This is a genomic window from Microbacterium suwonense (assembly GCF_030296555.1).
Lineage (GTDB): Bacteria > Actinomycetota > Actinomycetes > Actinomycetales > Microbacteriaceae > Microbacterium > Microbacterium suwonense.
Genome location: NZ_AP027728.1, coordinates 130973 through 156113 on the forward strand (window position 1 = coordinate 130973; position 25141 = coordinate 156113).

Below are 25141 nucleotides of genomic sequence, written 5' to 3' on the forward strand. Positions count from 1 at the left end.
TTCGACTTGTACCGGATGTAAGCGTCCGCGGATCGGAAGGAAGCGCATGTCCCGCATCGTCGTCATCGGAGGAACCGGCTACGCCGGAGCACACATCGTCCGCGAGGCGGTGAGTCGCGGTCATGAGGTCGTCTCGATCTCGCGCTCCGCGCCGCAGACGCCGATCGAGGGCGCCCGGTACGTGCAGGGCAGCGTGCTGGATCTCGCGTCTCTGGGCGATGTCTTCGACGAAGCGGATGCCGTGATCTCGGCGCTGTCGCCACGTGGTGACATGCAGGATGCTGTGCTGGGCGCACTGAAGTCGCTCATCGAGAAGCTGTCGGGCACGGCGACGCGACTCGGCGTGGTCGGCGGCGCTGGCGGAAGCCTGGTCGCACCGGGCGGGCCGCGACTGTTCGACACGGGCTTCCCCGACGAGTACAAGCACGAGGCCCAGGTCGGCATCGATTCGCTCGAGCTGCTGCAGAGCACCGACGAGGGACTGGACTGGTTCTTCGTGCACCCTGCTGAGGTGTTCGGGCCATGGGCCGAGGAGAGCGCACCGGCAGCTATCGCGATGGCGGCGACGTGCTCGTGCGGGCCGAAGACGGCAGCTCGACGATCTCGGGCGCCGATTTCGCCATCGCCATGATCGACGAGGTCGAGGCGCCGAAGCACCGCCGCGGACGCTTCGCCGTCGGCTACTGAGCTCGGTGGGGTCGGGTCCGCGCCCGACCCCACCGAGTACTCAGCGAGCTCTCCGCCGTCGCTGCATGAACACGGTTCCGAGCACGGTGAGGAGGGTCCCGATCGCGAGGATCCTCCACGGCGGTACATCGCCCGTTCGGGCCAGGTCGTCCGCTGATGTCTCGCGCAGGTTCTCTTCTTCAGCGAGATCTGTCGGCTGTTCACCATCGGCTTCATCGGATTCACCCTCGGCCGTCGTCACGATCAGCGGCAGCGTGAGCTCACTGCCATCCGATCGCGTGACGACGATCGCATGCGGGCCGATGGGCGTGTCCACGGGGATCTTCACGGCACGGCTGAACGCGCCGTGCTCGTCCGTCGTCGTGGTCCCGATCTCCACCGGGGCGGAACGCAGCTCGATCGACAGCGACTCGCCCGCGTGGAACCGGGTGCCGGATACCGTCACAGCGTCTCCTGCCTCGACGGCCTCGGCGCTCAGCGTGATGCTCGGCTCCCCGTCCTCCGGCGGGGTGACGGTCGTCCACATCGTCGGCATCAGCGGAGTGACCGTGATGTGCTCGATCGTCGCCGTGCCGCCGTCGGACCACGCTGAGATGGAGGTGGCTCCGGCCTCGGGGAAGACTTGATCCGTGAGGGTGACGAGGCCTTCCGCCGCGAACAGCTCTACGGACGCGCGGTCGAGATAGACCTCGAGCGTGACCGTCCCATCCTCGAGCGCGAGCGGTGCATCGTCCACGGAGGCGAATGCCGGACTGAAGCCGAGGTTTCCGGAGGCGGTGCGGTCGATGAAGATGCGTTCGCGACGCACGTCGTACCCGATCCGCGTGCCGGCATCACCGTTTGAGAACACGGTGATTCCCGCCTGGTCCGCGTCCCCTGGACGCAGGGTGATATCGAGTTTCGCGACGTCCCCCGAGAGCTCAAGCGCTGTCGCGCCGTCGACCCGCACATCGGTGCGGGACTGGGCCGCGCCCACGTCGAGCTGGCCGCTGATCTGCGAGACCACCCGCTGCTGCAGGCGCGGCCCAGCCGGCGTGGTCACCAGCACCACTTCACGGGGAAGTGTCATCGAGCTCCGCCACGGCGATGTCGGGATGTCTCCGGCATACTCCCAGTTGTTCATCCAAGCCTGCATAAGGCGAGAACCGGAGGGTGTGCCGGAATAAGACACTGCCGCATAATAGTCGCGGCCCCAGTCCAGCCAGTCGTATCCTTGCCCAGCGACGGGAACCGGAGCATCAGCGAACGTCACCTGGTCGGCGAGGATGTGTCCCCAGGCGCCGCGGTTGTTGTCCACGATGCGGATCGTCGCCTCCTGACCCACCAGCTCCGCGACATTCCATGACTTCCAATCGAGGTGCTCGCTGTCGGCGCCGGTCGCCGTGCGTACGACTCGGCCGTCGACCATGAGGTTGATGCTTGTCTCGGAGGAGCGGGGCTGGGAAGCCTCGTCGCCGACCACCAGATGGTCGAAGGTCAGGTGTCCCCATCCTCCGGTCGCTTCATCGCGGATGCGCAGCTGTGCCTGCTGCCCGCGGAACTCGGCGACATCCCAGGATGACCACTGCAGCGCTCCATCGTTCTGGCCGGTCTGCGTGCGCACGACCTGGCCGTCGATGAGCAGCTCCGCCTGGAGAGAGCCATCGCCGCGTTGCCCGCCGCCGATGAGGAACGACAACTGGTCGCCGTCGATATCGAAGCGCGGCGAGGTCATGGTGCCGGTGTTGTCGTCGCCGTTCGGCCCACCTTCGAAGGTGTTGATGCGTCCGTCGCCCAGGTAGTATTCACCGCCCTGGGTAGACGGGTTGCGTGTCGGATCGAGCGCGAAGTCGCCGGTGAGCTCCCACCCGGAATCGCTCAGCGTCGTCTCCCCTCGAAGTCGAACACGGTCGTGCCCGCAGGAGGATCGTTCTCAAGCTGGCCGCCGGGAACGTGCGGGTGCTTGCCTCCGCCGACCAGGAAGTTGATGTAGTCGCGGTCGACCGTGAACGTCGGCGATTCAAGACTGCCGACCGGCCAGTCATGGTCGAGGAATCCGTTCACGAGTCCTGTGCCTACGAAGCCGGTGACCTCGCTCTGGCCATCGAGCGTCCCCGTCGCAGGGGCACTGCCCCAGGGGCCACCTGCCCAGTTTCCAGGTTCATTGGAAACCGTCCAGCCTTCGTAGTCGCCTTCGTCGAAGCTCGCGAAGACCTCTCCTCCGGAACCTCGACCGGCGGGTCGGTCGACTCGGAGGTGAAGGTCACGCCATCGAAGTCGCCGACGAAATACTGTCCGCCGCTGCCGCCGTTGATGTGGCCGGGGTTGAGGTTCACGACCATCACCCACTTGGTGTTGTCGGGGTCGCCGTCGACGGGGAGCTCGAACAGATCCGGGCATTCCCAGATGCCATCGGTGGCGTTGGCAGGGCCGAAGTCGGACAGGTGCTCCCACGATCTCAGGTCGGTGCTCTTGTACAGCACCACCTGATGATCGGTCGCCTCGACGGCGACCATCACCCAGTAGGTGCCGGCGGGCCCGTCGTACCAGAAAACCTTGGGATCTCGGAAGTTCGCCGAGTTGCGGTTCAGCACGGGGTTGCTGTCGTACTTCTTCCAGGTTTGCCCGTCGTCGAGGCTGTAGGCGAGCGACTGCGCTTGAAGTCCCGCATACTCGGGGTGCTCCGGGGTGTAGGCCGAAGTGTAGATCGCGACCAGAGGGCTCGATCCCGTCGGGCCGAACCCCGCGGAGTTGTTCTCATCGATGACGATGGAGCCAGAGAAGATGTCCTCGATAGATCGCCCGGCGTCGTCGAAAGCCTGCGGGATCGCGAGCGGCTGCTCTTCCCAGTGCAGCAGATCGGGCGAGATCGCGTGCCCCCAGCTCATGTTTCCCCAGACGTTCGCCTGCGGATTGTGCTGGTAGAAGAGATGGTACGCCCCGTCGACGTAGACCATCCCGTTCGGGTCATTCATCCAGTTCTCGGTCGGTGAGTAGTGCACGAGCGGTCGGAATTGCTCGCCACCTGCTCGGCTCTCCTGCCCCAGCGCGGGTAGGCCGCCGGCGAGGAGCATCGTCACGGCAACCGTGGTTGCGGCGGCACCGTGCATTCGGTGGCGCGCCACGGACCTGCGACGAGGACGTGATCGGGTTGTCATCTGCTCTCCCTTGTGCAGTCTGTCAATTGACATCGATGTCAATTCTGTTCGTTGCAGACGATAGTGGCTGCGGGTTCGACAGCGCAAGCAGCCGGTCGGATGCACGCTGGAGCAGCGTGCCGAGCGAGTCGGTCCGGGTTAGCGCGGGGCGGTCAGCTCGCCGGTGCCGCGGGCGATGAGCGTCGTCGGCACGATGATGCGTCTGGCGGAGTCGGTGCTCCCGTCGAGAAGGGCGAAGAGACGTTCTGCGGCGAGCCGCCCGATCTCCTGCGGGTTCTGCGCGACGACCGTGACGCCGGGGTCGATCAGGTCGGCGAGAGGGAGGTCATCGAATCCGACGAGAGCGACCGTGCGCTCCAGCCCGAGTTCTCGCAGCGCGTGCAGCGCGCCCAGTGTGATCAGGTTCTGAGCGCTGAACACGGCAGTGGGCACGTCGTCGGATGCCATCAGATCGAGCACCGCTCTGCGGGCGGCGTGCTCATCGTGCAGTTCGGATACGACGGCAGCGAGATCCGTGCGGATGCCGGCGGCGCCGAATGCATCGAAGAACCCCTGGCGGCGCTGAACTGCTGTGATCAGGTCCATCCGGTCCAGAAGCAGAGCGATGCGATGATGTCCGTGATCGATCAGGTGCTCGGTCGCGCGACGCGCTCCTCGCGGTTGTCGCTCGCGACGACGTCGAGTCCCTTCATCATGGGTTCGCGGTCGATGAAGACTACGGGAACGCCGCGGTCCCTGACCTGGTTCAGGTAGTCGGGTGTCGTGCGGGCGGTCGTGAGGATGAGTCCATCCACGCGACGCTGCAGGAAGTTGCGCACGGCTGACTCCTCGCGGGCTGGATCGTCATCGAGACTGGAGGCGAAAACCGATACGCCTCTGGTTGCCGCTACATCTTCGACCGCTCGCTGGATCACTCCGGCGAAGGGGTTGTCCACGCTGCCGACGAGCAGGCCGAGAGTGCGGGTGCGGCCATCGGCCCTGCGCAGGCTCCCGGCCTGCAGATCGGGCTGGTAGTCCAGAGCGCGGACGGCGTCCCAGACCTTCGCGGACGTTGCTTCGGTGACGTTCGGCTCCCCATTGATCACACGGGAGACCGTCTTCGTCCCCACTCCGGCGAGGGTCGCCACCTGCTTCATGGTCGCCCGCGGTCGAGCGATGGGCGCATGGAAAGCAGCGGTGGTCTTCGAAGTCACGGGGAGATCTCATTTCGTCGTTCGTGTCTTGACTGTACTTCATTCATGAGCTAGAACTGTCGATTGACATCGTTGTCAATCGGGCGACGAACGCCGAAGGGAATTCAATGAGGAAGCACAACACTCGACCTGGCCGCCTGTTGCTGGGTGCGATCTCCGTATCCGCCGGCCTGGCGCTTACGCTGACCGGATGCTCCGGCAACGCCGACACCGGCACTGCCGGAACTCCTGATGGCGCCATCGGCGTCTCGCTGATCGTGAAGACGAACTCGAATCCGTTCTTCATCGCCATGCAGGACGGCGCGAAGGCCGCAGCCGAGAAGGATGGGGTCTCCCTGACGCTGGCCGCTGGCAAGGAGGACGGCGACGAAGACACCCAGATCCAGGCCATCGAAGCCGCGATCTCCAAGGGCGACCAGGGCATCCTGATCACCCCCAACGGCCCGGCCGTGCTCGATGCGATCGACAAGGCACGCCAGGCGGGCATCTACGTCATCGCACTGGACACCGCACCCGACCCCGCCGACGCGGTGGACATCACCTTCGCCACCGACAATTTCCTTGCCGGGCAGTACATCGGCCAGTGGACGGCGGCGAAGCTCGATGGCGCAGAGGCCGTCATCGGTCTGGTGGATCTGTTCGATGACAAATCCGTCAGCGTCGACTACAACCGCGACCAGGGTTTCCTCGACGGACTCGGCATCCCACTCGGAAATGACCAAGTGAACGGAGACGAGCCGTCAAGCGGGTCGTATTCCGGTGGCAAGGGCGGCTCATACACGATCGTAGGAAACGAGGCATCGCAGGGCGCCGAGGACGGCGGTCGCCGCGCGATGGAGAACCTGCTCGCGAAGAACCCCGACATCAACGTCGTCTACACGATCAATGAACCGGCGGCTTACGGCGCGTACCAGGCGCTGGAAGCTGCAGGCAAGAGCGCGGATGGCGTACTGATCGTCTCGGTAGATGGTGGCTGCGCCGGCGTCGGCCAGGTCGCGGACGGCGTCATCGATGCGACCAGCCAGCAGTACCCGGTGAAGATGGCTGAGCTCGGCGTGCGGGCGATCGTCGATCTCGTCAAGGACGGCACCAAGCCCGAGAACTCCGAGGGCCTGGACTTCTTCAACACTGGCGTGGCACTGGTCACAGACCAGGCCGTCGGAGGGGTCGACTCGATCGACTCTGCCGAAGCATCCGGCATCTGCTGGGGCAATAAGTAATCAGCGATTCTCGGATGCCGCAGCCGGCGCGCTCATCGGCTGCGGCATCCAGGACAGACGAATGGAAATGAAATCGTGACGCAGACTGCCCCCACATCGGCCTTGGATCTCGCGGCAGAGTTCCTCGACCGACGCACCCCCGTCGACCGAATCCGCGGCGTACTCCATCGCTACCCGGCGATCAGCCCCGCTGTGGTGCTCGTCGTCGCCGTCATCGTGTTCGGAGTGATCAACCCGCGCTTCTTCGCGGCGGCGAACCTGTCACTTGTTCTCGATCAGGTCTCCGTCGTCGGCACGGTCGCCATCGCTCAGACCTTGATCATCCTCACCGCCGGAATCGACCTCTCGGTTGGCGCCCTGATGATCGGTTCGTCCATGGTTATGGCGCAGACCGCAGCGAACAACGGACTGCCGGCGCCGATCGCACTGCTCATGGGACTGATCGCAGCACTCGCCGCCGGTGCACTGAACGGCGTACTGGTCACGCAGGCGAAACTGCCGCCCTTCATCGCGACCCTCGGCACGTTCAACGTCTTCATCGCCCTCACGCTCCTCTACAGCGGCGGCCAGACCGTGCGCAAAGCCGACATGCCCGAGCTGCTCACCTGGACGGCGACCGCCCTCCCGATCGGGGAGTCCGCCTCACCGTCGGAGTGGTCATCATGCTGGCGCTGTATGGGCTCGTCGCATACGTTCTCGGCCGCACCGCATGGGGCCGACACGTCTACGCCGTCGGCGATGATGAAGACGCGGCTCGTCTGGCCGGCATCTCATCGAAGCAGGTGCTGCTGAGCGTGTACATCGCGGCTGGAGCGATCCTCGCCGTCGCAGCGTGGATTCAGATCGGGCGCTCTGGAGCAGCCAGCCCGAACGCTGGCGCAGATCTCAACCTGGACTCCATCACCGCCGTCGTGATCGGCGGAACCTCGCTCTTCGGTGGCCGCGGAATCATCTGGGGCACGCTGCTGGGTGCGGTCATCGTCGGCGTGTTCCGCAATGGACTGTTCCTTGCCGGAGTCGATGGCCTCTATCAGACGCTCGCGATCGGCGTCCTCGTCATCGTCGCAGTCGCCATCGACCAGTGGATCAGAAAGGTACGCAAGTGACCGAGACAACTCAGAACCGTCGTCAGGCCACCGCTCCCACGGGCACTCCCGTGCTCGAGGCGAAGCGTCTCGTGAAGACCTTCGGCCGGGTGGTGGGACTCGATGGCGTCAGCCTCCAGCTCTACCCGGGTGAGGTCCTGGCGGTGATCGGCGACAACGGCGCCGGAAAATCGACGCTCATCAAGTGCCTGACCGGCGCATACATCCCCGACGACGGGCAGCTGCTCCTGGATGGACAGGAAGTGCACTTTCGGAGTCCGCAGGATGCCCGTCTGGCCGGAATCGAGACCGTCTACCAGAACCTCGCGGTCTCACCCGCGCTGGACGTGGCCTCGAATCTCTATCTCGGTCGCGAACGCCGCAAGCCTGGCCTCATGGGATCCGTCTTCCGGGCGCTCGACACCGCTGGCATGCGTGAGTCGGCACGCGAGCAGGTGCACAAGCTCGGCATCTCCACGCTGCAGGACGTGACTGTCTCGGTCGAGAACCTGTCCGGTGGACAGCGCCAGGCAGTCGCGGTCGCACGTGCAGCGGCGTTCGGGTCGAAGGTCGTCGTGCTCGACGAGCCCACTGCTGCGCTCGGCGTACGGGAGTCGAACCAGGTGCTCGAGCTGATCGAGAACCTGCGTGGCAATGGCGTGCCCGTCATCCTGATCTCCCACAACATGCCGCACGTGTTCCAGGTCGCCGACCGGATTCACGTGCAGCGACTGGGGAAGCGCGCTGCGACCATCACTCCGCAGTCGCATACGATGACAGAGGCCGTGGCGATCATGACTGGCGCTGCAAAGGCATGAGCGCGGAAAGGATCACCATCTGCGCCGAGTTCACTGCGCGAGACGGCAGCGCCGATGAGGTCGAGGCGCTCATCCGGGAATACGCCCGGGCCGTGCGCGCGGAGCCGGGGAACCTCGTCTTCGATGTCTATCGCCGTGCCGAGGTGCCGGATCGATTCCTGGTCTTCGAGGAATACGCCGATCGCGACGCCTTCGATGGGCACCTCGCTGCCGAGTCCGGCCGAGCGTTCAATGCGGCACTCGAACCGCGGATCGTCGAGCCGACAAGCGTGCTCTCCCACCTGACGAGGGTGGCGGGTGCGTGATCGAACCCGCCATCCTCGTCATCGGCGAAGCGCTCGTCGACATCGTCCATCGCGCAGACGGATGCACAGATGAGACACCCGGCGGGAGCCCCGCGAACGTCGCCTTGGCGCTCGCTCGACTGGGGCGCGCGTCTCGGCTGCTGACTCAGCTCGGGGACGACGTGCACGGGCAGTGGATCCGGCACTGGCTGGAAGGCTCGGGCGTTGAGCTGACAGTGGCAGACTCCACGCGAACCGCCACAGCGACGGCCCGCCTCGATCAGAGTGGCTCCGCACAGTACTCCTTCGATATGGAGTGGCGGCTCGGCGTCGACGTCGCGCGGCCCGTCACCCTGTCGCGTGGCCTGCACCCAGCGGTTGTGCACACAGGGTCGATCGCTACGTTCCTCGCCCCCGGTGCCGATGTCGTCTGCCGGCTGCTCGACGGGTTCCGCCGGACATCACTCATCACCTACGATCCCAATGTGCGGCCGGCTCTGCTGGAAGACCGCGCTGATGCCCGGAGTCGGGCGGAGGCCTTCGTCACCGTGGCGGATCTCGTCAAAGCGAGTGACGAGGACCTCGCGTGGCTGTACCCGGGAGCTGATCCTCTTGATTCAGCACGTCGCTGGCTCTCGCAAGGACCGTCCGTCGTCGTCGTGACTCGCGGTGCTGAGGGAGCTGTCGCAGTCGCGGCCGCCGGTGCGGTGCAGGTGCAGGGAAGACCTGTTCGAGTCGTGGACACCGTGGGCGCGGGAGACACGTTCATGAGCGCTCTGATCCATGGGCTGATCGAGCAGGGGCTCGCCGGAGCGGGGTCACGGGAGCGACTGCGGGACATCGCGGCGGAGTCTCTTCGCCGTCTGCTGATACTCGGTGCTCACGCGGCCGCCATCACGGTCTCGCGGCCGGGAGCGGATCCACCGCATCGATCTGAGCTCACCGAGCTCTAGACGAGGTCGCGCCAGTCGATGGCGGCGGTCTCGGGGAGACCTCGACACTGCCCGTCACGACCGGCAGACCCATCGTCTCGGTCGGTGGGCCCATGATCGTCGCCTCGTCGCGGCGGTGGCGCAGCACATCGTTGATGTAGCTGGTGAGCACCTCGGCCAGCGGCACGGAGCGGCCCTGTGCCTGTGACAGGTACCAGCGGTGCTCGAGCACCTGGTGGTACACCTCGGCGGGTTCCAGCTTGGCGCGCAGCTCGTACGGGATGGCCCGCACCACGGGCTCGAATGCACGGGTCAGCCATTCGTGGGCGTAGATCTCCTCGTCGCCGAGCGGCTTCCTGGATCGCACCCGGAACTCATCGAGATCGTTCAGCAGCCGCCGGGCCTGGTTCTCCTCGACGTCGAGGCCTGTCAGCCGGATGAGACGGCGCTGGTGATGCCCGGCATCCACCACCTTCGGCTGGATGCGCACGGACGTGCCATCCGGCGTGGTCTCCATCGACATCTCATCGATGTCGAAGCCCAGCGTGTTGAGCTTCTGCACGCGCTCGGTGATCCGCCAGGTCTCGTCCACGCCGAAGGACTCCTCGTCGGTGAGCGCCGTCCACAGCGATCGGTACGACGAGACGATGCCATCCGCGATCGTCAGCGCATCCACACCGCGTTCCAGTCTGCCGCCCGCGGCGAGATCCATGATCTCGCCGGCGATGTTCGTGCGGGCCAGATCCAGATCGTACGAGCGCTGACCGTCGGTAAGGCCCTCCTCGTGCAGCTCACCGGTCTCGGCGTCCACCAGGTACGCCGCGAACGCACCGGCATCCCGGCGGAACAGGGTGTTCGACAGCGAGACGTCACCCCAGTAGAAGCCAACGTTGTGCAGCCGCACCAGCAGAAGCGCCAGAGCATCGACGAGACGGTCAGCCGTGTCGGGGCGGAGCACCTGCGTGAACAGTGCGCGATACGGCATAGAGAAGCGCAGGTGCGAGGTGACCAGCGCGGCCGGCAGCGCCTTGCCTGCGGCATCCGTCCGTCCGGCGATCACGGCCACCCGACTGACGCAGGGCACGTCGTGCCCTGCGAGCCTGCCGAGCATCTCGTACTCGCGCTGCGCCATCTCCTCAGTGGTCTCCTTGACGGCGACCACGCGGCCGGAAAGATCGGCGAAGCGCACCAGGTGGCGGGACAGGCCCTTCGGCAGCGAGACGATGTGCTCCGATGGCCACGAGCCCAGGGGAGTCGACCACGGCAGCGACAGCAGCCCGGGGTCGATGGTGCTCGCGCTGATCCGCAGCGACTGCTTCTTCATGCTTCCTCCGCTGTGCCGGCCGAGACGGATGCCGTGTGAGCGGCAGCCAGAGAACACTGCGGCGCGGGCGACCAGAACAGGTCGACCCGCGCCGCAGCGATCGGATTTATCAGGCCGAGACGACCGGCTTCTCGTTCAGGCGCTCGCCCGACTCCAGGTCGAACAGGTGCACGTGACCGGGGATCGGAGCCAGCGTGACGGTCTCACCGGCGTTCGGGTGGCTGCGGCCGTCGACGCGGGCGACGATGTCGGTGCGCTTGCCGTTGATGTCGGCGTGACCGTACAGGTAGCCGTCGGCGCCAAGTTCCTCGACGAGGTCGACGACGACCGAGAGGCCATGGCCGTCCTCGGGTGCGACGACGATGTCCTCGGGGCGGACACCGACTGTTGCGGAGTTGCCCTTCGCCTTGGCGACGGCGGCGGTCTCGGTCGGGACGACCTTCGTGCCGAACTGCACGCCGCCCTCGGCGAGATCCAGCTCGAAGAGGTTCATCGCGGGGGAGCCGATGAAGCCGGCCACGAAGACGTTGCTCGGGGTCTCGTACAGCTCGCGCGGCGAGCCAACCTGCTGCAGGATGCCGTCCTTGAGCACCGCGATGCGGTCGCCCATGGTCAGAGCCTCAGTCTGGTCGTGCGTGACGTAGACGGTGGTGACGCCCAGGCGGCGCTGCAGCGATGCGATCTGCGTGCGGGTCTGCACACGCAGCTTCGCGTCGAGGTTGGACAGCGGCTCGTCCATGAGGAACACCTGCGGCTGACGGACGATGGCGCGACCCATGGCGACACGCTGACGCTGACCACCCGAGAGGGCCTTCGGCTTGCGGTTGAGGTACTCCTCGAGGTCGAGCAGCTTCGCGGCCTCGAGCACGCGAGCTGCGCGCTCCTCCTTGCCGACGCCGGCGATCTTCAGCGCGAAGCCCATGTTCTCGGCAACCGTCATGTGCGGGTAGAGCGCGTAGTTCTGGAAGACCATCGCGATGTCGCGGTCTTTCGGGGGCACGTCGGTGACGTCGCGGTCGCCGATCAGGATGCGGCCGTCGTTGACCTCTTCGAGGCCGGCGAGCATGCGCAGGGACGTGGACTTTCCGCAGCCGGAGGGGCCGACCAGAACAAGGAACTCGCCGTCGGCGATCTCGATGTTCAGCTTGTCGACCGCGGGGCGGGTGCCGCCCGGGTAGATGCGGGTGGCCTCGTCGAACGTAACGGTTGCCATGGTTTCTCCTTCACCGGCAGGTACGTGCCGGACGATCCGTTGTGATGGAAGCGGCAGACGGACGCCTGCCGTGACCCGCCATCGGGTCCAGACAAGTATTGCACGCCCGCCTGTGTCTGGTCACGCCCGCTCGCGTCTGGGTATTTCCCAGGCGGGCTCGTTAACATCGAACCCGGTGCCGCACCCGTAGCGGCCGCGGGATCACCCGCCCACCCGATCTTCAAGAGGAACGATGTCGAGCGACGAAACGCCGAACGTCCCTGCTGCTCGCGCTTCGCGTGAAGCGGTGCGGGAGAAGGCCCAGCGAGTGCAGGCGCAGCAGGCGCGCACGCGCATCATGCGACGCGTGATCGTCGGGCTCGTCGCCGCTGTCGCGGTCGGCTCCATCGGCGCGGCCGTCGCCTTCGCGGTCGGATCATCGATGTCCAAGCCGCAGCTCAGCCCGAGCGGCATGACCGGCGACGGGGTCACCGTGAACGAGGTCACGCTGGCATCCGGGGCGCAGGGTGCCTCTCCTGACGCGACGCCGGCGCCGACCGAAGCCGCGACCACGCCGACTCCGAAGACCACCGAGAAGGCGGCGGAGCCGACGGACATCCACATCTACGTGGACTATCTCTCGGCAGGAGCCTCGGAGTTCGAGAAGGCCAACGCGCGTCAGCTGGCCGGCTGGATCAAGGACGGCGCCGTGACCGTCACCTACCACCCGGTCGCGCTGCTGACGGCGAGCTCGAACGGAACGAAGTACTCCCTGCGCGCGGCGTCGGCCGCGGCCTGCGTGGTGACCTATTCGCCCGACCAGTTCTTCGACTACAACCACGAGCTGCTCACCGATCAGCCGGCGATCGACAGCGATGGGCGCACCGACGTGCAGCTGGCGGATCTGGCCGTCGCCGTCGGGGTTCAGGATGCCAAGAAGGTGCGCTCCTGCATCGAGGGTCAGGACTTCACCGGATGGGCGAAGGATGCCACGGCACGCGCGCTCGAGGGCCCGCTGCCCGGTTCCAAGGACCTCAAGCTCAATAACGAGGCGCTCATCGTGGTCAGCGGCCAGGCGTATGTCGGCGCGCTGAACGACCCGGCGGAGTTCTCGCAGTTCGTGCTGACCACGGCCAGCGACGAGTACTACGGATCGGCCGACCCGACTCCGACGCCCACACCGCCGGTCTCCCCGGCGCCCTCAGAGACGCCGACCTCCGAGGCACCCGCTTCCTGACCCGCCTGCCGGTTCCGGTACGGATGCAGGCAAGACCGTCGCTATGCTTGTGACGGTTCGCCGACTTAGCTCAGCTGGTAGAGCACCTGTCTTGTAAACAGGATGTCGCGGGTTCGAGTCCCGCAGTCGGCTCAATGTTCGGTTCATCGCAGCGAGGTCAGAACAGCATCCCGTCGCCCTTGTCGTCGGGCTTCGGCTCGGCGCGGAGCTGCTCGTCGAGGGATGCCGCGGCGAGCAGAGCCTCGTCGATGAGCTCCCGCGTTCCGTCGCCGGTCAGCCAGTCGATGGCGAAGCCTGAGGGGATCAGCAGAGGAACGCGATCGTGCAGCTCCGCCAGGTGCGTGGGAGCGGGGCGCATCACGATCGAGTAGCAGGTGGTCCACTCCCCGTCGGGTGTGCGGCCGCGCTGCGTGACCGCGGCCATGCCGAACAGCACGCCGGCGCCCAGCCCGAATTCGTGCCACACCCGGCTCGGCTTCTGCATCTCGAACCATCCGGTGGCGGGCACGAGCGCACGGGTGCGCAGCCCACGGGGCCTGTCCTGCAGGCGCTCGGAGCGCGTGTTGATCGACGGGAACCTCGCCGGCTGCCCATCGACCAGATATCCCCACCATGCCGCCTCCAGCAGCGGTGTGCCGTCGGCGGCCGTGACCAGCGGGTTCAGGTTGCGCAGGTTCTTCCCTGTTGGGCGCAGCGTCTCGCCGGCGTTGTTCTGGGCCCAGGATCGCAGACCGTCCAGCACCGCTTCGTCTGCTTCGGCCAGCAGCTCGGCGTCGGTGAAGCGGGGGTCGAGTCCGTAGCTCGCGCACATGCTCACAGAGTAGCCATGCGCTCCGACATCGGCAGGCCCGCCTCGGGGCTCAGCCCTTCTTCGTGCCCTTGCGCTTCGGCATCCGGGTGAGCAGGGCATCGGCATCCACCCTCTTGCGGCGTCCGGCCTCCTTGCCCTCCGGCCTGCCGCCGACGTACAGCCAGCCGAGCAGCCGCTCGTTCTTCTTCAGCCCGTGTGCCTTGGCCACGGCTTTCGAACGCGTGTACCCGCCGGTGCGCCAGATCACGCCCCAGCCGGCCTCGTCCAGCAGCAGGCTCAGCGTGTGCGCGACACCGGCCGCCACGGCCTGCTGCTCCCAGTGCGGCACCTTTTCGCTCCTGCGGTACGAGGCGACCACGGCGATCAGCAGCGGCGCACGCAGCGGCTTGGTGGAGGGTTCGTCGGCGCCGTTCGCCTTCGCTATTGCCGCCCCCAGCGCCACTCGATCGTTCCCGCGCAGCTCGATCAGCCGCCAGGGACGCAGTGACGAGTGGTCGGCCACCCGGCCGGCGGCCTCGATCAGCGGCAGCAGCTGCTCGCGCGTCGGGGCGTCCTCGGTGACCTTCGACCAGGAGGTGCGCCGCAGAACCGCCTCGAGTGCGCTCACGAGGAGTGCGGTTCGAACTTCAGCGCGAGCGAGTTCATGCAGTAGCGGTCACCGGTGGGTGTGCCGAACCCGTCCGGAAAGACGTGGCCCAGGTGCGAGCCGCAGGCGGCGCAGCGCACCTCGGTGCGGGTCATCCCCAGAGTGTTGTCCTCGATCAGCTCGACCGCCTCGGGGCGCACCGATTCGTAGAAGCTCGGCCATCCGCAGCCGGATTCGAACTTGGTGCCGCTGCGGAACAGCTCCGCTCCGCAGGCGCCGCATCGATAGAGGCCGTCGCGCTTCTCGTCGAGCAGCTCGCCGGTCCAGGCGCGCTCGGTGGCGGCGGTGCGCAGCACCGCGTACTGGTCTTCGCCGAGCTCTTCGCGCCACTCGGCCTCGGTCTTGTTCACGCTGTACGACATGCCTCCATTCTCTCTCGTCGCGGGGTCGTCGGGGTCGGCGAGAATGGTGCACATGACGGATGCCGTGCGCGAGCGCTTCGAGCGGTTCGCCCGCGACGAAGCCCCCGGCCGCAGTGCCGTGTACGCGCAGTGGGCGGAGGGGATCGTCGCGGATGCCGAGCTGCAGACGGTTCTCGCGCGCATCTCGCCGCAGCACCGGCAGCCTCCGTTGGTGTTCGCGGTCTCGCGGCTGCGCGGTGCGCCGGTCGGTGAGTACGCGGCATGGCGTGCCTTCGTGCTGGCCGACGCGGAGGGGCTCGTCGCCGAGTGCGAGCGGCGCACGGTGCAGACCAACGAGCCGCTGCGCATGGCGGCGCTGCTGCCCGCGCTGAGCCTGATCGACGGGCCGATCACCCTGCTGGAGCTGGGAGCTGCGGCCGGCTTCTGCCTGTACCCGGATCGATGTTCGTATCGCATCCTCGACTCCCGCGGTGCCGAGCGCGCCCACCTCGACCCCGCCGCGGGGCCATCGCGGCTCGAACTGACCAGCGTCGTCGACGGCGTGCTCCCGCGACTGAGGGTGCCTCAGGTCGTCTGGCGCACCGGCGTCGATCTCGCGCCGATCGACGTGCGGAACGCCGGCGACCGGGCCTGGGTGGACACGCTGACCTGGCCCGGGGAGCATCAGCGCGCCGAGCGCATCGCCGCCGCGGTCGACATCGTCTCCGCCGATCCGCCACGCCTACTGGCGGGGGATGCGGCGGCACGGCTCGCCGAGCTCACGGCATCCGCTCCCCGTGGCGCGACCCTCGTGATCAGCACTCCGGGGATGCTCGTCTATCTGCCGCGCGACGCACGCGAGGAGCTGATCCATCGCATCCGCGCGACCGGCGCGCGCTGGGTCACGATCGACCCGGCGCGGGTGCACGAGGGGTGGGGTGAGGACGGGTTCGCGGTCGGGCTGGACGGGCACGCGATCGCGGATGCCGATCCACTCGGCCGCTGGTGGGAGTGGCGCACCGATACGGAGCCGGATGCCGCGTAGCCTGGCCGCATGCTGGGTGAACTCTCCGATCGCGATCGTGCGATCCTGACGCTGGAGGCGGCCTGGCCGCGGCACGGCGGCATGAAGGAGGAGACGATCCGCGCGCAGCTGGGAATGAGCCCGGCGCGCTACTACCGCTGCTCGGCCGCCTGATCGACACCGAGGAGGCGCTGGACTTCGACCCGCTGCTGGTGCGCCGACTGCGGCGTCTGCGGGACTCCCGCGGACGGGCACGTGCGGCACGGATGCGCGGATTCGTCGGCTGAGTGCATCCGCTCCAGCAGATTCCCGGGACGCGGCCGCTAGCATCGAGGGGTGTCAAAGTCCCCCACGACCGATTCGACGGCGTTCCCCGCACCTCCGGCCGTGTCGGCGCTCACCGCGCGGAGCAGCCCGGCATCAACGGTCCCGTCACCCTGCTGTGGGCGACGGCTGCGGCGCTGGTGCTCATCGTCATCGGCATCTTCGTCTCGCTGGTGATGATGGGGCGCATCGACCTGTTCGGCGCGAGCGAGCCGGCAGCACCCCAGGACCCGGGCGTCCTCGCCGAGATCGACACCTCGTACCGCGTGCTCATCATCAACGCCACCACGCAGAGCGGGATGGTGGAGCCGGTGCGGCAGAAGCTGATCGACGAGGGCTGGGCGGCGGATGCCGTGCTCGGCAGCGATGCCGCCACCGCACCGTTCGACGAGACCACCGTGTTCTACGTCGAGAAGGGCGATGAGGCCGCAGCCCTCGGCGTCGCGGAGCAGGTACTCGGCGGCGCGAAGGTCACGCAGAGCGACCATTACGAGGGGAGCGATGCGAGTGGACAGCCGCAGCTGACCGTCGTGATCGGCATGGATCGGGTCGGCACGGACAGCCCCGCGCCGCCCGACAGCGAGCAGACGCCGGAAGGCTGAGACGCACCGCAGGGAACAAGGTGTTCGTACGGCTTGCACTCTCATGGGTCGAGTGCCAGACTGGTGTTAGCACTCGATCACTCTGAGTGCTAAATTCATCGCCTACGTCCGGGAGGGACGAAAGACTCATGGCAAAGATCATCGCTTTCGATGAGGAGGCCCGTCGCGGCCTCGAGCGCGGCCTGAACATCCTGGCCGACGCAGTCAAGGTGACCCTCGGCCCGCGCGGTCGCAACGTCGTGCTCGAGAAGAAGTGGGGCGCCCCCACGATCACGAACGACGGTGTGTCGATCGCCAAGGAGATCGAGCTCGACGACCCGTACGAGAAGATCGGTGCGGAGCTCGTCAAGGAGGTCGCCAAGAAGACTGACGACGTCGCCGGTGACGGAACCACCACCGCGACCGTCCTGGCTCAGGCACTGGTCCGCGAGGGCCTGCGCAACGTCGCAGCCGGCGCCGACCCGATCTCGCTCAAGCGCGGCATCGAGAAGGCCGTCGCGGCCATCACCGAGGACCTGCTCGCCAGCGCCAAGGAGATCGACTCCAAGGAGCAGATCGCGGCCACCGCATCCATCTCCGCCGCCGACACTGCCATCGGCGAGCTGATCGCCGAGGCCATCGACAAGGTGGGCAAGGAGGGCGTGGTCACCGTCGAGGAGTCGCAGACCTTCGGCACCGAGCTCGAGCTCACCGAGGGCATGCGCTTCGACAAGGGCTACCTCAACCCGTACTTCGTCACGGACCCGGAGCGCCAGGAGGCTGTCTTCGAGGACCCGTACGTCCTGATCGCCAACCAGAAGATCGGCAACATCAAGGACCTGCTGCCGATCGTCGACAAGGTCATCCAGGACGGCAAGGAGCTCGTCATCATCGCCGAGGACGTCGAGGGCGAAGCCCTGGCGACCCTGGTGCTGAACAAGATCCGCGGCATCTTCAAGTCCGTCGCCGTCAAGGCACCGGGCTTCGGCGACCGTCGCAAGGCTCAGCTGCAGGACATCGCGATCCTCACCGGCGGCCAGGTCATCACCGAGGAGGTCGGTCTCAAGCTCGAGAACACCACCCTCGACCTGCTCGGCCGTGCACGCAAGGTCATCGTCACCAAGGACGAGACCACCATCGTCGAGGGTGCCGGCGAGGCATCCGCGATCGAGGGCCGCGTCACCCAGATCCGTCGCGAGATCGAGAACACCGACAGCGACTACGACCGCGAGAAGCTGCAGGAGCGCCTCGCCAAGCTCGCCGGCGGCGTGGCCGTCATCAAGGCGGGCGCGGCCACCGAGGTCGAGCTCAAGGAGCGCAAGCACCGCATCGAGGACGCCGTCCGCAACGCGAAGGCAGCCGTCGAGGAGGGCATCGTCCCCGGTGGTGGCGTCGCGCTCATCCAGTCCGCCAAGGCGCTCGACGGTCTCACCCTCGAGGGTGACGAGGCGACCGGCGCGAACATCGTCCGCGTCGCACTCGAGGCGCCGCTGAAGCAGATCGCCCTCAACGCGGGCCTGGAGCCCGGTGTCGTGGCGCACAAGGTCGCCGAGCTGGCCACCGGACACGGCCTGAACGCCGCCACCGGTGAGTACGGCGACATGTTCGCACAGGGCATCATCGACCCGGCCAAGGTCACCCGCTCGGCGCTGCAGAACGCAGCCTCGATCGCGGCTCTGTTCCTCACCACCGAGGCCGTCGTGGCCGACAAGCCCGAGAAGACGCCGGCAGCTCCTGCCGACCCGTCGGGTGGCATGGACTTCTGACGCGAAGCCCAGCCTCATCTCACAGAACGCCCCCTGCTCAGGCAGGGGGCGTTCTGCGTTCCTGGGCCGCTGAGCGGGCGATTCCTCAGCGGAACAGGCTCGCCGAGTACTGATCGGCATCCGCGTACTGACTGGCAGCCGAGCCGAGCGCCGTACTGATGGATGCGAGCACCTGCTCCAGGTGCAGCTGCGCGCCGCGCCACTGCTCGCTGCACTGCTGGAATGCGGCGGATGCTGAGCCGGTCCAGGTTGACTGCAGCTGTGTCAGCTGCGCCATCAGCGCGGTCGACTCGCTCTGCAGCCGCTCCATGGTGCCGCGGGCGGCGCCATGAGCGGCGTGGACTGCGTCGGTGTCTACGGTGAAGACGGACATGGGTTCTCCTCTCGATGGGCTTCCGACTCTAGAAGCGTGGAGAGGGGACGGATGCCGTGATTCCCGGCATCCGTGCACAAGTCGCAGAAGCAACGGAATGTGCAGGGGGAGTGGGCTCAGAGGTCGAGCCGATCCAGCGGCTGCGTCTCCTCGAGCAGGTGCTCCGGGATCGACCGCGCCGGAGCAAGCGGAAGCGAGACGGTGAACGTGGCCCCGCCGCCGGGGGTCTCATCGACCCGCACTGAGCCGTGCAGGGTCTCCACGATCGAGGCGACGATGGCCAGGCCGAGGCCCGCGCCACCGGTCTCGCGGGCACGAGACGTGTCCGCGCGCCAGAAGCGCTCGAAGATGTGCTCGCGGATCTGCGGCGGGATACCCTCGCCATGGTCGACGACCGCGATCGTGCCGACGCCGCGACGGCGGTCGGCCCCGACGACGAGCTCGATCGACCCCTCTTCGGGAGAGAAGCGCCTGGCGTTCCCGAGCAGGTTCGTCACCACCTGACGCACCTTGTTCTCCTCGCCGAGCACGATCGGGGGCGTGCGCACCGGAGCATCCGTCGCCTCGGTGAAGTCGATCGACGGCAGCGCAGGAGCCGGCTTGGGCCGGCGTCGCAGTCGTCCGAGCGGCCCGGTGGCACGGGTCGTCGGTGCAGGTGCAGGTGCAGGCGTCGGCGGCACGTCCGGTGGTGCCGGCTGCGCAGGTGCGGGCTCCTCTGCCGTCGTGTCGATCACAGTGATCGTGCGTCCAGGGGATGCGACACGCAGATCCAGCGCCGCATCACGCGCCACCGGCCGCAGGTCGATCGGGACGATCTCGAGCTCGCGCTCGCGCTCCTCGTCCAGGCGGGCGAGCGCGAGAAGGTCCTCGACGAGCACGCCCATCCGGATCGCCTCCTTCTCGATGCGCTCCATCGCACGCGCGGTGTCCTCATCGCCGCTGATCGCCCCCATCCGATACAGCTCCGCATAGCCGCGCACGCTCACCAGCGGTGTGCGCAGTTCGTGACTGGCGTCCCCGATGAAGCGGCGCATGTTCTGCACGGTGCGGTCGCGCTGCGCGAGTGAGCGGTCGACGCGATCCAGCATGGTGTTGATGGCGGAATTCAATCTGCCGACCTCTGTGGTCGGCTCCAGGTCAGTCAGACGCTGACTGAAGTCTCCGGCGGCGATCGACATCGCGGTGGACTCCACCTGACCGAGACGCCGGAAGGTGAGGGTCACCAGGCCCCGGATCAGCAGCGCCGCGAGCAGGATCGTCACCAGCGCGACGGCCGTGTACACCGCGAAATAGGTGCCGACGATGCGATCGGCCTCATCCAGCGGCAGTGCCACGACCTGCACGTAGGTCACGCCGGCGATGCTCTGCAGAGGCTGGGGAGATGCCGCTGCGCTGTAGCTCTGCCCCTCCGGCGCCTCGAGGGAGAGCACCTGATCCGCCATCGCGAGAGCGGACTGCAGGCTCAGCTTCGCGGGGAACTCCGGTCTCTGCTCGGGAGTCACACCGGCCTGAGCGATCGGATCGCCGTCGGTCGTGTAGAAGGCGACCGCGAAGTCCGTCGCGCGCGGGGCGCCCGCCTTCGGCTCGAAATGCAGGTCTCCGTCCGAGACGGTGACGTCGAAGAACCGCTCCGCCTGCCCTGTGGTCGCCAGCGCGGGCAGCTGCGAGTTGATGTTGTTGATCATCGCGCCGCGCAGGATCGGGATGGTGCCGATCCCGGCCACGACCAGACCGAGCGCGAGCACCGCGACCGTGACGCCGGTCACCTTCGCGCGCAGGCTGATCCGACGCCACCACCGGGTGACGGAATCGGATCCGCTGGCCATGCTCCGCTCCGCAGCCGCGCTCAGGCGGACTTGCCGACCTTGAGCATGTAGCCGAATCCGCGCTTGGTCTGGATGACCGACTCCTCGGTGTGCGGGTCGATCTTGCGGCGCAGATAGGAGATGTAGCTCTCTACGATGCCGGCGTCGCCGTTGAAGTCGTACTCCCACACGTGATCGAGGATCTGCGCCTTGGACAGCACCCGGTTCGGGTTGAGCATCAGGTACTTCAGCAGCTTGAACTCGGTCGGGCTCAGCTCGATCGGTACCTTGCCCACGAACACGTCGTGGGTGTCCTGATCCATCGACAGCTCGCCTGCGCGGATCAGTGACTCCTCGTCGGTCTGCATGGTGCGACGCAGGATCGCCTGGGCCCGCGCCACGATCTCGTCGAGGGCGAACGGCTTGGTGACGTAGTCGTCACCGCCGGCGTTGAGCCCCTCGATCTTGTCCTGAGTGTCGTCCTTGGCGGTGAGGAAGAGGATCGGTGCGGTGAATCCGGCCCCGCGCAGCCGCTTGGTCACACTGAAGCCGTTCATGTCGGGCAGCATGACATCGAGGATGATGAGATCCGGCTCCTCCTCGAGGACCGCGGAGATGGTGGCCGCCCCGTTGGCGACGGTCTTCACCTTGAACCCGGCGAAGCTGAGACCCCGGGAGAGCAGGTCGCGGATGTTCGGTTCGTCGTCGACGACCAGGATGCGCGCATCAGTCATGTCCCCATTATGGTGACTTCGCTGTTGCGTGCGCTGATTGTCTTCGGAGATGCGCACCTCGGCGGACGCCGGCGTCCGTCGTCGGTCACAGGAGTAGCATCCGTTCTATGGACGAGTTCGAGGGCGGCGACAGCGCGTGCTGGCTCTCGAAGGTGTGCCCGGAGTGCGGTGCGCTACTGGACGATCTGGCCGCGCCGTGCTGGCGTTGCGGGCTGCGGCCCGGTGAGGACGCCCCGGCGTCAGCGGAGTCGTCGATGACGCCCGTCACGCCGCCGCGAGATCGTCGGCATCCATGATCGTGTAGCTGTAGCCCTGCTCGGCGAGGAACCGCTGCCGGTTCTGCGCGTAGTCCTGATCGACCGTGTCGCGGGCGATGAGCGTGTAGAAGCTCGCGGTGTGATTGGACTGCTTCGGGCGCAGGAGTCTTCCCAGCCGCTGCGCCTCCTCCTGACGGGAGCCGAACGACCCGGAGACTTGGATGGCGACGGATGCCTCCGGCAGATCCACCGAGAAGTTCGCCACCTTCGACACCACCAGCAGCGAGATCTCACCCTCGCGGAACTGCCGGTACAGCTCCTCACGCTCGTCCACCGGCGTCGCGCCGGTGATCTGCGGCGCGTTCAGCGCCTGCGACAGCTCCTCGAGCTGGTCGAGGTACTGTCCGATCACGAGGATCCGCTCGTCGGGATGCTGGGCGATCAGCTCGCGCACGGCGGTGATCTTGGCGGGAGCGGATGCCGCGAGCCGGTAGCGCTCGTCATCCGTGGCCGCCGCGTACTCCAGCCGGTCCTCCGGCGGCAGATCCACCCGCACCTCATAGCAGGCGGCGGGCGAGATGAACCCCTGCGCCTCGATCTGCTTCCAGGGTGCGTCGAACCGCTTGGGACCGATCAGGCTGAACACGTCGCCCTCGCGGCCGTCCTCGCGCACCAGCGTCGCGGTCAGGCCGATCCGCCGGCGAGCCTGCAGATCGGCGGTGAGCTTGAACACCGGCGCCGGCAGCAGGTGCACCTCGTCATAGACGATCAGCCCCCAATCCAGCGCGTTCAGCAGCGCGAGATGGGCGTACTCGCCCTTTCGCTTGGCGGTCAGGATCTGATAGGTCGCGATCGTGACGGGCCTGACCTCCTTGGCCTGGCCGGAGTACTCGCCGATCTCCTCGGCCGTCAGCGAGGTGCGCCGCAGCAGCTCGTCGCGCCACTGGCGGGCCGAGACGGTGTTCGTCACCAGGATCAGCGTGGTGGTGCCGGTCGCCGCCATCGCGGCTGCTCCGACGATGGTCTTGCCTGCACCGCACGGGAGCACCACGACCCCTGAGCCGTCCTTGGCGAAAGCATCCACCGCAGCGCGCTGGTACGGGCGCATCGCCCAGCCGTCCTCATCGAGCTCGATCTCGTGCGGTGTGCCGGGGGTGTAGCCGGCGAGATCCTCGGCGGGCCAGCCGATCTTCAGCAGCTCCTGCTTGATCTGCCCGCGCGCCCAGGCGTCGATGACATAGCTCTCCGGAGACGGGTGCCCGATCAGCAGCGGTTGGATGCGCTTGTTGCCGGCCACCTGGGTGAGCACGGCCGGGTCACTGGAGCGCAGCACCAGCGTGCCCTCGTCATCGCGCTCGATCACCAGTCGCCCGTAGCGGTTCACGGTCTCGCGCAGGTCGACGGCCACCGACGGCGGCACAGGGAAGCGCGACCAGCGCTCCAGGGTCTCGAGCATGTCTTCGGCGGTGTGGCCTGCCGCGCGGGCGTTCCACAGTCCCAGCCGGGTGATGCGATAGGTGTGGATGTGCTCCGGCGCCCGCTCGAGCTCGGCGAAGATCGCCAGCTCGTGGCGCGCGGTCTCGGCGTCGGCGTGGGCGACCTCCAGCAGCACGGTGCGGTCGCTCTGGACGATCAGGGGGCCATCGGACATAGCTGTCCAGTCTACCGTCGGATGCCGGGGTCAGTCCTCCAGCACCCGCACCGAGCGGATGCTGCGCACCGGCAGTGTGCGCTCGACATCGGCGGTGCGATCCCGCCCGCGCAGCCTCCCGCCACCGATCCCGGATGCCTCCAGCGTCAACTCGCGGCGGGATCCGTCCGGCATCGCCACCTCGACCACGACGTGCGCACGGGCGCGTACGGCCGCCTCCAGCTCGCGGTCCAGCCACGCGGCATCAGCATCCGGGCCCTGCCGGGAGCGCAGTCGCGCGAGCAGAGCGGAGTACGTCTCCGGTTCGGCGGGGAGCGGCGGAGCCAGCCGTCGCCGGCTGGCGGCCACGCTCGCACCGTAGCGATCCACGAGCGTGGCCGGGTAGCGAGCATCCGACAGCGCCCATGCGACGGTCTCCGCGCTGACCCGCGAGGTCAGATGATCGCCCTCGCGCACGAGACCCATCGGGCGCAGATTCCGGTCCACCTCGATCGCCCTGAGCAGATGCTCGTCCGTGCTCGACACGCTGGTGCCGCCGACGGCATCCGGTCCGACGCGCACCAGTCCGTGCCGCGCTGCGGTCTGTGCGACCAGGTATTCGAGCGGCTGGGGAAGCCCGGTCAGCGAGATCTCGCGCAGGAACGAGAGGATGCTCTGCTCGGTCTCGCCCTCCACCAGCGCGCGCGCCATCGAGTCCGCGCTGAACCGGTACGACGACACCTGCGCGGCGGATTCGTGCTCGGTCATCCCGCGCAGCCGGTTCTCGAGCTCGGGCAGCAGCGGGCCCGGGGCGATCGCGGTCAGGTCGTTCTGCAGGAAGATCCGGTCGACCTCGGTGGGCAGCAGCGCCTCGAGATCGTCCGTTCGCACCTGCTCGCCCAGCCGCAGTCGCCGGGCCCACGACGGCTCGGTGTCGTCCTGGGTGCGCAGTCCGAGCAGCACGGCAAGGGACCGCAGCCGCGCCGCTCTGGCGGGCCAGTTCCGATCCCAGGGATGCGCCTGCTCCCATTCGCCGACGGGGATCCAGCCGTCACCCGAACGGATGCCTGCAGGGAGCGCGGCGCGGAACGCGCTCACCACGTGCGCCCATCGTGCGGTGAACGACGAAGCCAGCCACTCCTCGGCGGGTGCCGTCACGCGCAGCTCGCGATCCACGGCGCGCGCAAGGCCGGTGAGCTCGGCGATCTCACGGAGCTCATCGGGCTCGTCGCGCGCGGACAGCCGACGCTTCTCCGACGCGCTCAGCGCGCCGGATGCGATGAGTGAGAGCGGAGCGGTCCGGGCCGCCAGCAGAAGGTCGGCGAGGGATCCCATGGTCGTGAATGCCCGCTCGGCCGCGCGCGCCGAGGCCTGAGCGGATGCCGCTGACTCGTCGACCCGGTCTGCCTCCGGCACGGCGGGGTGCGCGGCGACGGTGGCCACGACGGCGGCGGGCACCCGTCCGTCATCGTCGAGGAACGCATGCTGCCCGAGCAGCTCCCGCGCGTCGGCATCAGCCTCGCCTCTGATCGCCGCGATCAGCGTCTGCGCCTCGGAACGGGTCATTGCGGCAAGGCCACGCTCGATCGACGCCGGCTCCAGCAGCGCCTCCGCGGCGTCGAAGAAGTCATCCCAATCGGCATCCGGTCGCACCCCGCGGATCCGCAGCAGCTCGGCCAGCTGCGCATCGCTCGCCGCCGAGAGCCGATCCGCCAGCGGGCGCGCTTGGGTGCTCATGGC

The 25141-nt window shown here is 67.6% G+C and carries 21 protein-coding genes, 1 tRNA gene and 4 pseudogenes; 13 read left to right on the forward strand and 13 right to left on the reverse strand.

The features are described 5' to 3' along the window. Positions 1–46: 46 nt before the first annotated feature. Positions 47–631, forward strand: a complete 585-nt coding sequence (locus QUE33_RS00705; protein ID WP_350226482.1) for an NAD(P)-dependent oxidoreductase — start codon at positions 47–49, stop codon at positions 629–631. 96 nt (positions 632–727) lie between these two features. On the opposite strand, the pseudogene QUE33_RS00710 reads toward QUE33_RS00705, so the two are convergent. From QUE33_RS00710 to QUE33_RS15925, 3 genes and pseudogenes are all read right to left on the reverse strand, one after another. Beyond that, positions 728–3740, reverse strand: a pseudogene (locus tag QUE33_RS00710) (glycoside hydrolase family 32 protein). A 222-nt stretch (positions 3741–3962) separates the two neighbouring features. After that, on the reverse strand, positions 3963–4454 hold the full coding sequence (locus tag QUE33_RS15920) for a substrate-binding domain-containing protein (RefSeq protein ID WP_350226539.1): 492 nt from the start codon (positions 4452–4454) through the stop codon (positions 3963–3965). Next, positions 4451–5017, reverse strand: a complete 567-nt coding sequence (locus QUE33_RS15925) for a LacI family DNA-binding transcriptional regulator (protein ID WP_350226483.1) — start codon at positions 5015–5017, stop codon at positions 4451–4453. Before QUE33_RS15925 ends, QUE33_RS15920 begins: the two co-directional genes overlap by 4 nt. Before the next feature lie 107 nt (positions 5018–5124). Between QUE33_RS15925 and QUE33_RS00720 the strand changes: the two genes are divergently transcribed. From QUE33_RS00720 to QUE33_RS00740, 5 genes and pseudogenes are all read left to right on the forward strand, one after another. After that, entirely contained in the window at positions 5125–6237 is a 1113-nt protein-coding gene (locus QUE33_RS00720; protein WP_286301329.1) for a substrate-binding domain-containing protein, read from the forward strand. Positions 6238–6309: 72 nt separating this feature from the next. Further along, positions 6310–7343: pseudogene (locus QUE33_RS00725) on the forward strand (ABC transporter permease). Further along, positions 7340–8140 (forward strand): ATP-binding cassette domain-containing protein, encoded by an 801-nt coding sequence (locus tag QUE33_RS00730; protein WP_286301330.1) that lies wholly within the window; start codon positions 7340–7342, stop codon positions 8138–8140. Before QUE33_RS00725 ends, QUE33_RS00730 begins: the two are co-directional and overlap by 4 nt. Beyond that, positions 8137–8445 carry a putative quinol monooxygenase gene (locus QUE33_RS00735; RefSeq protein ID WP_286301331.1) on the forward strand — a complete coding sequence of 103 codons (309 nt, stop codon included), beginning with the start codon at positions 8137–8139 and terminating at the stop codon, positions 8443–8445. Before QUE33_RS00730 ends, QUE33_RS00735 begins: the two co-directional genes overlap by 4 nt. Further along, positions 8442–9377: a carbohydrate kinase family protein gene (locus QUE33_RS00740; protein WP_286301332.1), complete on the forward strand. Its 936-nt coding sequence runs from the start codon at positions 8442–8444 to the stop codon at positions 9375–9377. The genes QUE33_RS00735 and QUE33_RS00740 overlap by 4 nt, the downstream gene beginning before the upstream one ends. On the opposite strand, the pseudogene QUE33_RS00745 reads toward QUE33_RS00740, so the two are convergent. Both QUE33_RS00745 and QUE33_RS00750 read right to left on the reverse strand, forming a co-directional pair. After that, positions 9374–10680: pseudogene (locus QUE33_RS00745) on the reverse strand (DUF4032 domain-containing protein). The gene QUE33_RS00740 and the pseudogene QUE33_RS00745 overlap by 4 nt on opposite strands. Positions 10681–10789: 109 nt before the next feature. Continuing rightward, on the reverse strand, positions 10790–11893 hold the full coding sequence (locus QUE33_RS00750; RefSeq protein WP_286301333.1) for an ABC transporter ATP-binding protein: 1104 nt from the start codon (positions 11891–11893) through the stop codon (positions 10790–10792). A gap of 232 nt (positions 11894–12125) precedes the next feature. On the opposite strand from QUE33_RS00750, the gene QUE33_RS00755 reads away from it, so the two are divergent. Both QUE33_RS00755 and QUE33_RS00760 read left to right on the forward strand, forming a co-directional pair. Next, positions 12126–13109, forward strand: a complete 984-nt coding sequence (locus QUE33_RS00755) for a DsbA family protein (protein WP_286301334.1) — start codon at positions 12126–12128, stop codon at positions 13107–13109. A gap of 59 nt (positions 13110–13168) precedes the next feature. Beyond that, positions 13169–13241 (forward strand) — tRNA-Thr (locus QUE33_RS00760). A 25-nt stretch (positions 13242–13266) separates the two neighbouring features. Here QUE33_RS00760 and QUE33_RS00765 read toward each other — a convergent pair. The 3 genes from QUE33_RS00765 to msrB are packed head-to-tail and all read right to left on the reverse strand — an operon-like array spanning position 13267 to position 14928. After that, a complete protein-coding gene (locus QUE33_RS00765) occupies positions 13267–13920 on the reverse strand; it encodes an SOS response-associated peptidase family protein (protein WP_286301335.1) in 654 nt (217 codons plus the stop codon). A gap of 49 nt (positions 13921–13969) precedes the next feature. Then, positions 13970–14527, reverse strand: coding sequence for a nitroreductase family protein (locus QUE33_RS00770; RefSeq protein WP_286301336.1), 558 nt, complete (start codon positions 14525–14527; stop codon positions 13970–13972). Beyond that, entirely contained in the window at positions 14524–14928 is a 405-nt protein-coding gene (gene msrB, locus QUE33_RS00775) for a peptide-methionine (R)-S-oxide reductase MsrB (protein ID WP_286301337.1), read from the reverse strand. The genes QUE33_RS00770 and msrB overlap by 4 nt, the downstream gene beginning before the upstream one ends. Between msrB and QUE33_RS00780 the strand changes: the two genes are divergently transcribed. The 4 genes and pseudogenes from QUE33_RS00780 (at position 14927) to groL (ending at position 18602) form a co-directional block, all read left to right on the forward strand. Next, complete coding sequence (locus QUE33_RS00780) at positions 14927–15952, forward strand: DUF2332 domain-containing protein (RefSeq protein WP_286301338.1); 1026 nt, start codon at positions 14927–14929, stop codon at positions 15950–15952. The genes msrB and QUE33_RS00780 overlap by 2 nt on opposite strands. 9 nt (positions 15953–15961) lie before the next feature. Beyond that, positions 15962–16218 (forward strand): annotated as a pseudogene (locus tag QUE33_RS00785) (DUF3263 domain-containing protein). Further along, a complete protein-coding gene (locus QUE33_RS00790; RefSeq protein WP_286301339.1) occupies positions 16219–16857 on the forward strand; it encodes a LytR C-terminal domain-containing protein in 639 nt (212 codons plus the stop codon). A 128-nt stretch (positions 16858–16985) separates the two neighbouring features. Further along, entirely contained in the window at positions 16986–18602 is a 1617-nt protein-coding gene (gene groL / locus QUE33_RS00795) for a chaperonin GroEL (protein WP_286301340.1), read from the forward strand. 85 nt (positions 18603–18687) lie between these two features. Here groL and QUE33_RS00800 read toward each other — a convergent pair whose 3' ends face one another. The 3 genes from QUE33_RS00800 to QUE33_RS00810 form a co-directional block, all read right to left on the reverse strand. Then, complete coding sequence (locus QUE33_RS00800; protein ID WP_286301341.1) at positions 18688–18975, reverse strand: WXG100 family type VII secretion target; 288 nt, start codon at positions 18973–18975, stop codon at positions 18688–18690. A gap of 116 nt (positions 18976–19091) precedes the next feature. After that, positions 19092–20801: a sensor histidine kinase gene (locus QUE33_RS00805; RefSeq protein WP_286301342.1), complete on the reverse strand. Its 1710-nt coding sequence runs from the start codon at positions 20799–20801 to the stop codon at positions 19092–19094. Between the two features lie 20 nt (positions 20802–20821). After that, complete coding sequence (locus QUE33_RS00810) at positions 20822–21514, reverse strand: response regulator transcription factor (protein ID WP_193596653.1); 693 nt, start codon at positions 21512–21514, stop codon at positions 20822–20824. A 107-nt stretch (positions 21515–21621) separates the two neighbouring features. Here QUE33_RS00810 and QUE33_RS00815 point away from each other — a divergent pair, with 107 nt between their 5' ends. Further along, positions 21622–21810, forward strand: coding sequence for a hypothetical protein (locus QUE33_RS00815; protein ID WP_286301345.1), 189 nt, complete (start codon positions 21622–21624; stop codon positions 21808–21810). On the opposite strand, the gene QUE33_RS00820 is transcribed toward QUE33_RS00815, so the two are convergent. Next, positions 21779–23422, reverse strand: a complete 1644-nt coding sequence (locus tag QUE33_RS00820; protein WP_286301347.1) for a DNA repair helicase XPB — start codon at positions 23420–23422, stop codon at positions 21779–21781. The two genes, QUE33_RS00815 and QUE33_RS00820, sit on opposite strands and share 32 nt — an antisense overlap. A gap of 30 nt (positions 23423–23452) precedes the next feature. Then, a complete protein-coding gene (locus QUE33_RS00825) occupies positions 23453–25138 on the reverse strand; it encodes a helicase-associated domain-containing protein (protein ID WP_286301350.1) in 1686 nt (561 codons plus the stop codon). Between the last annotated feature and the right edge of the window lie 3 nt (positions 25139–25141).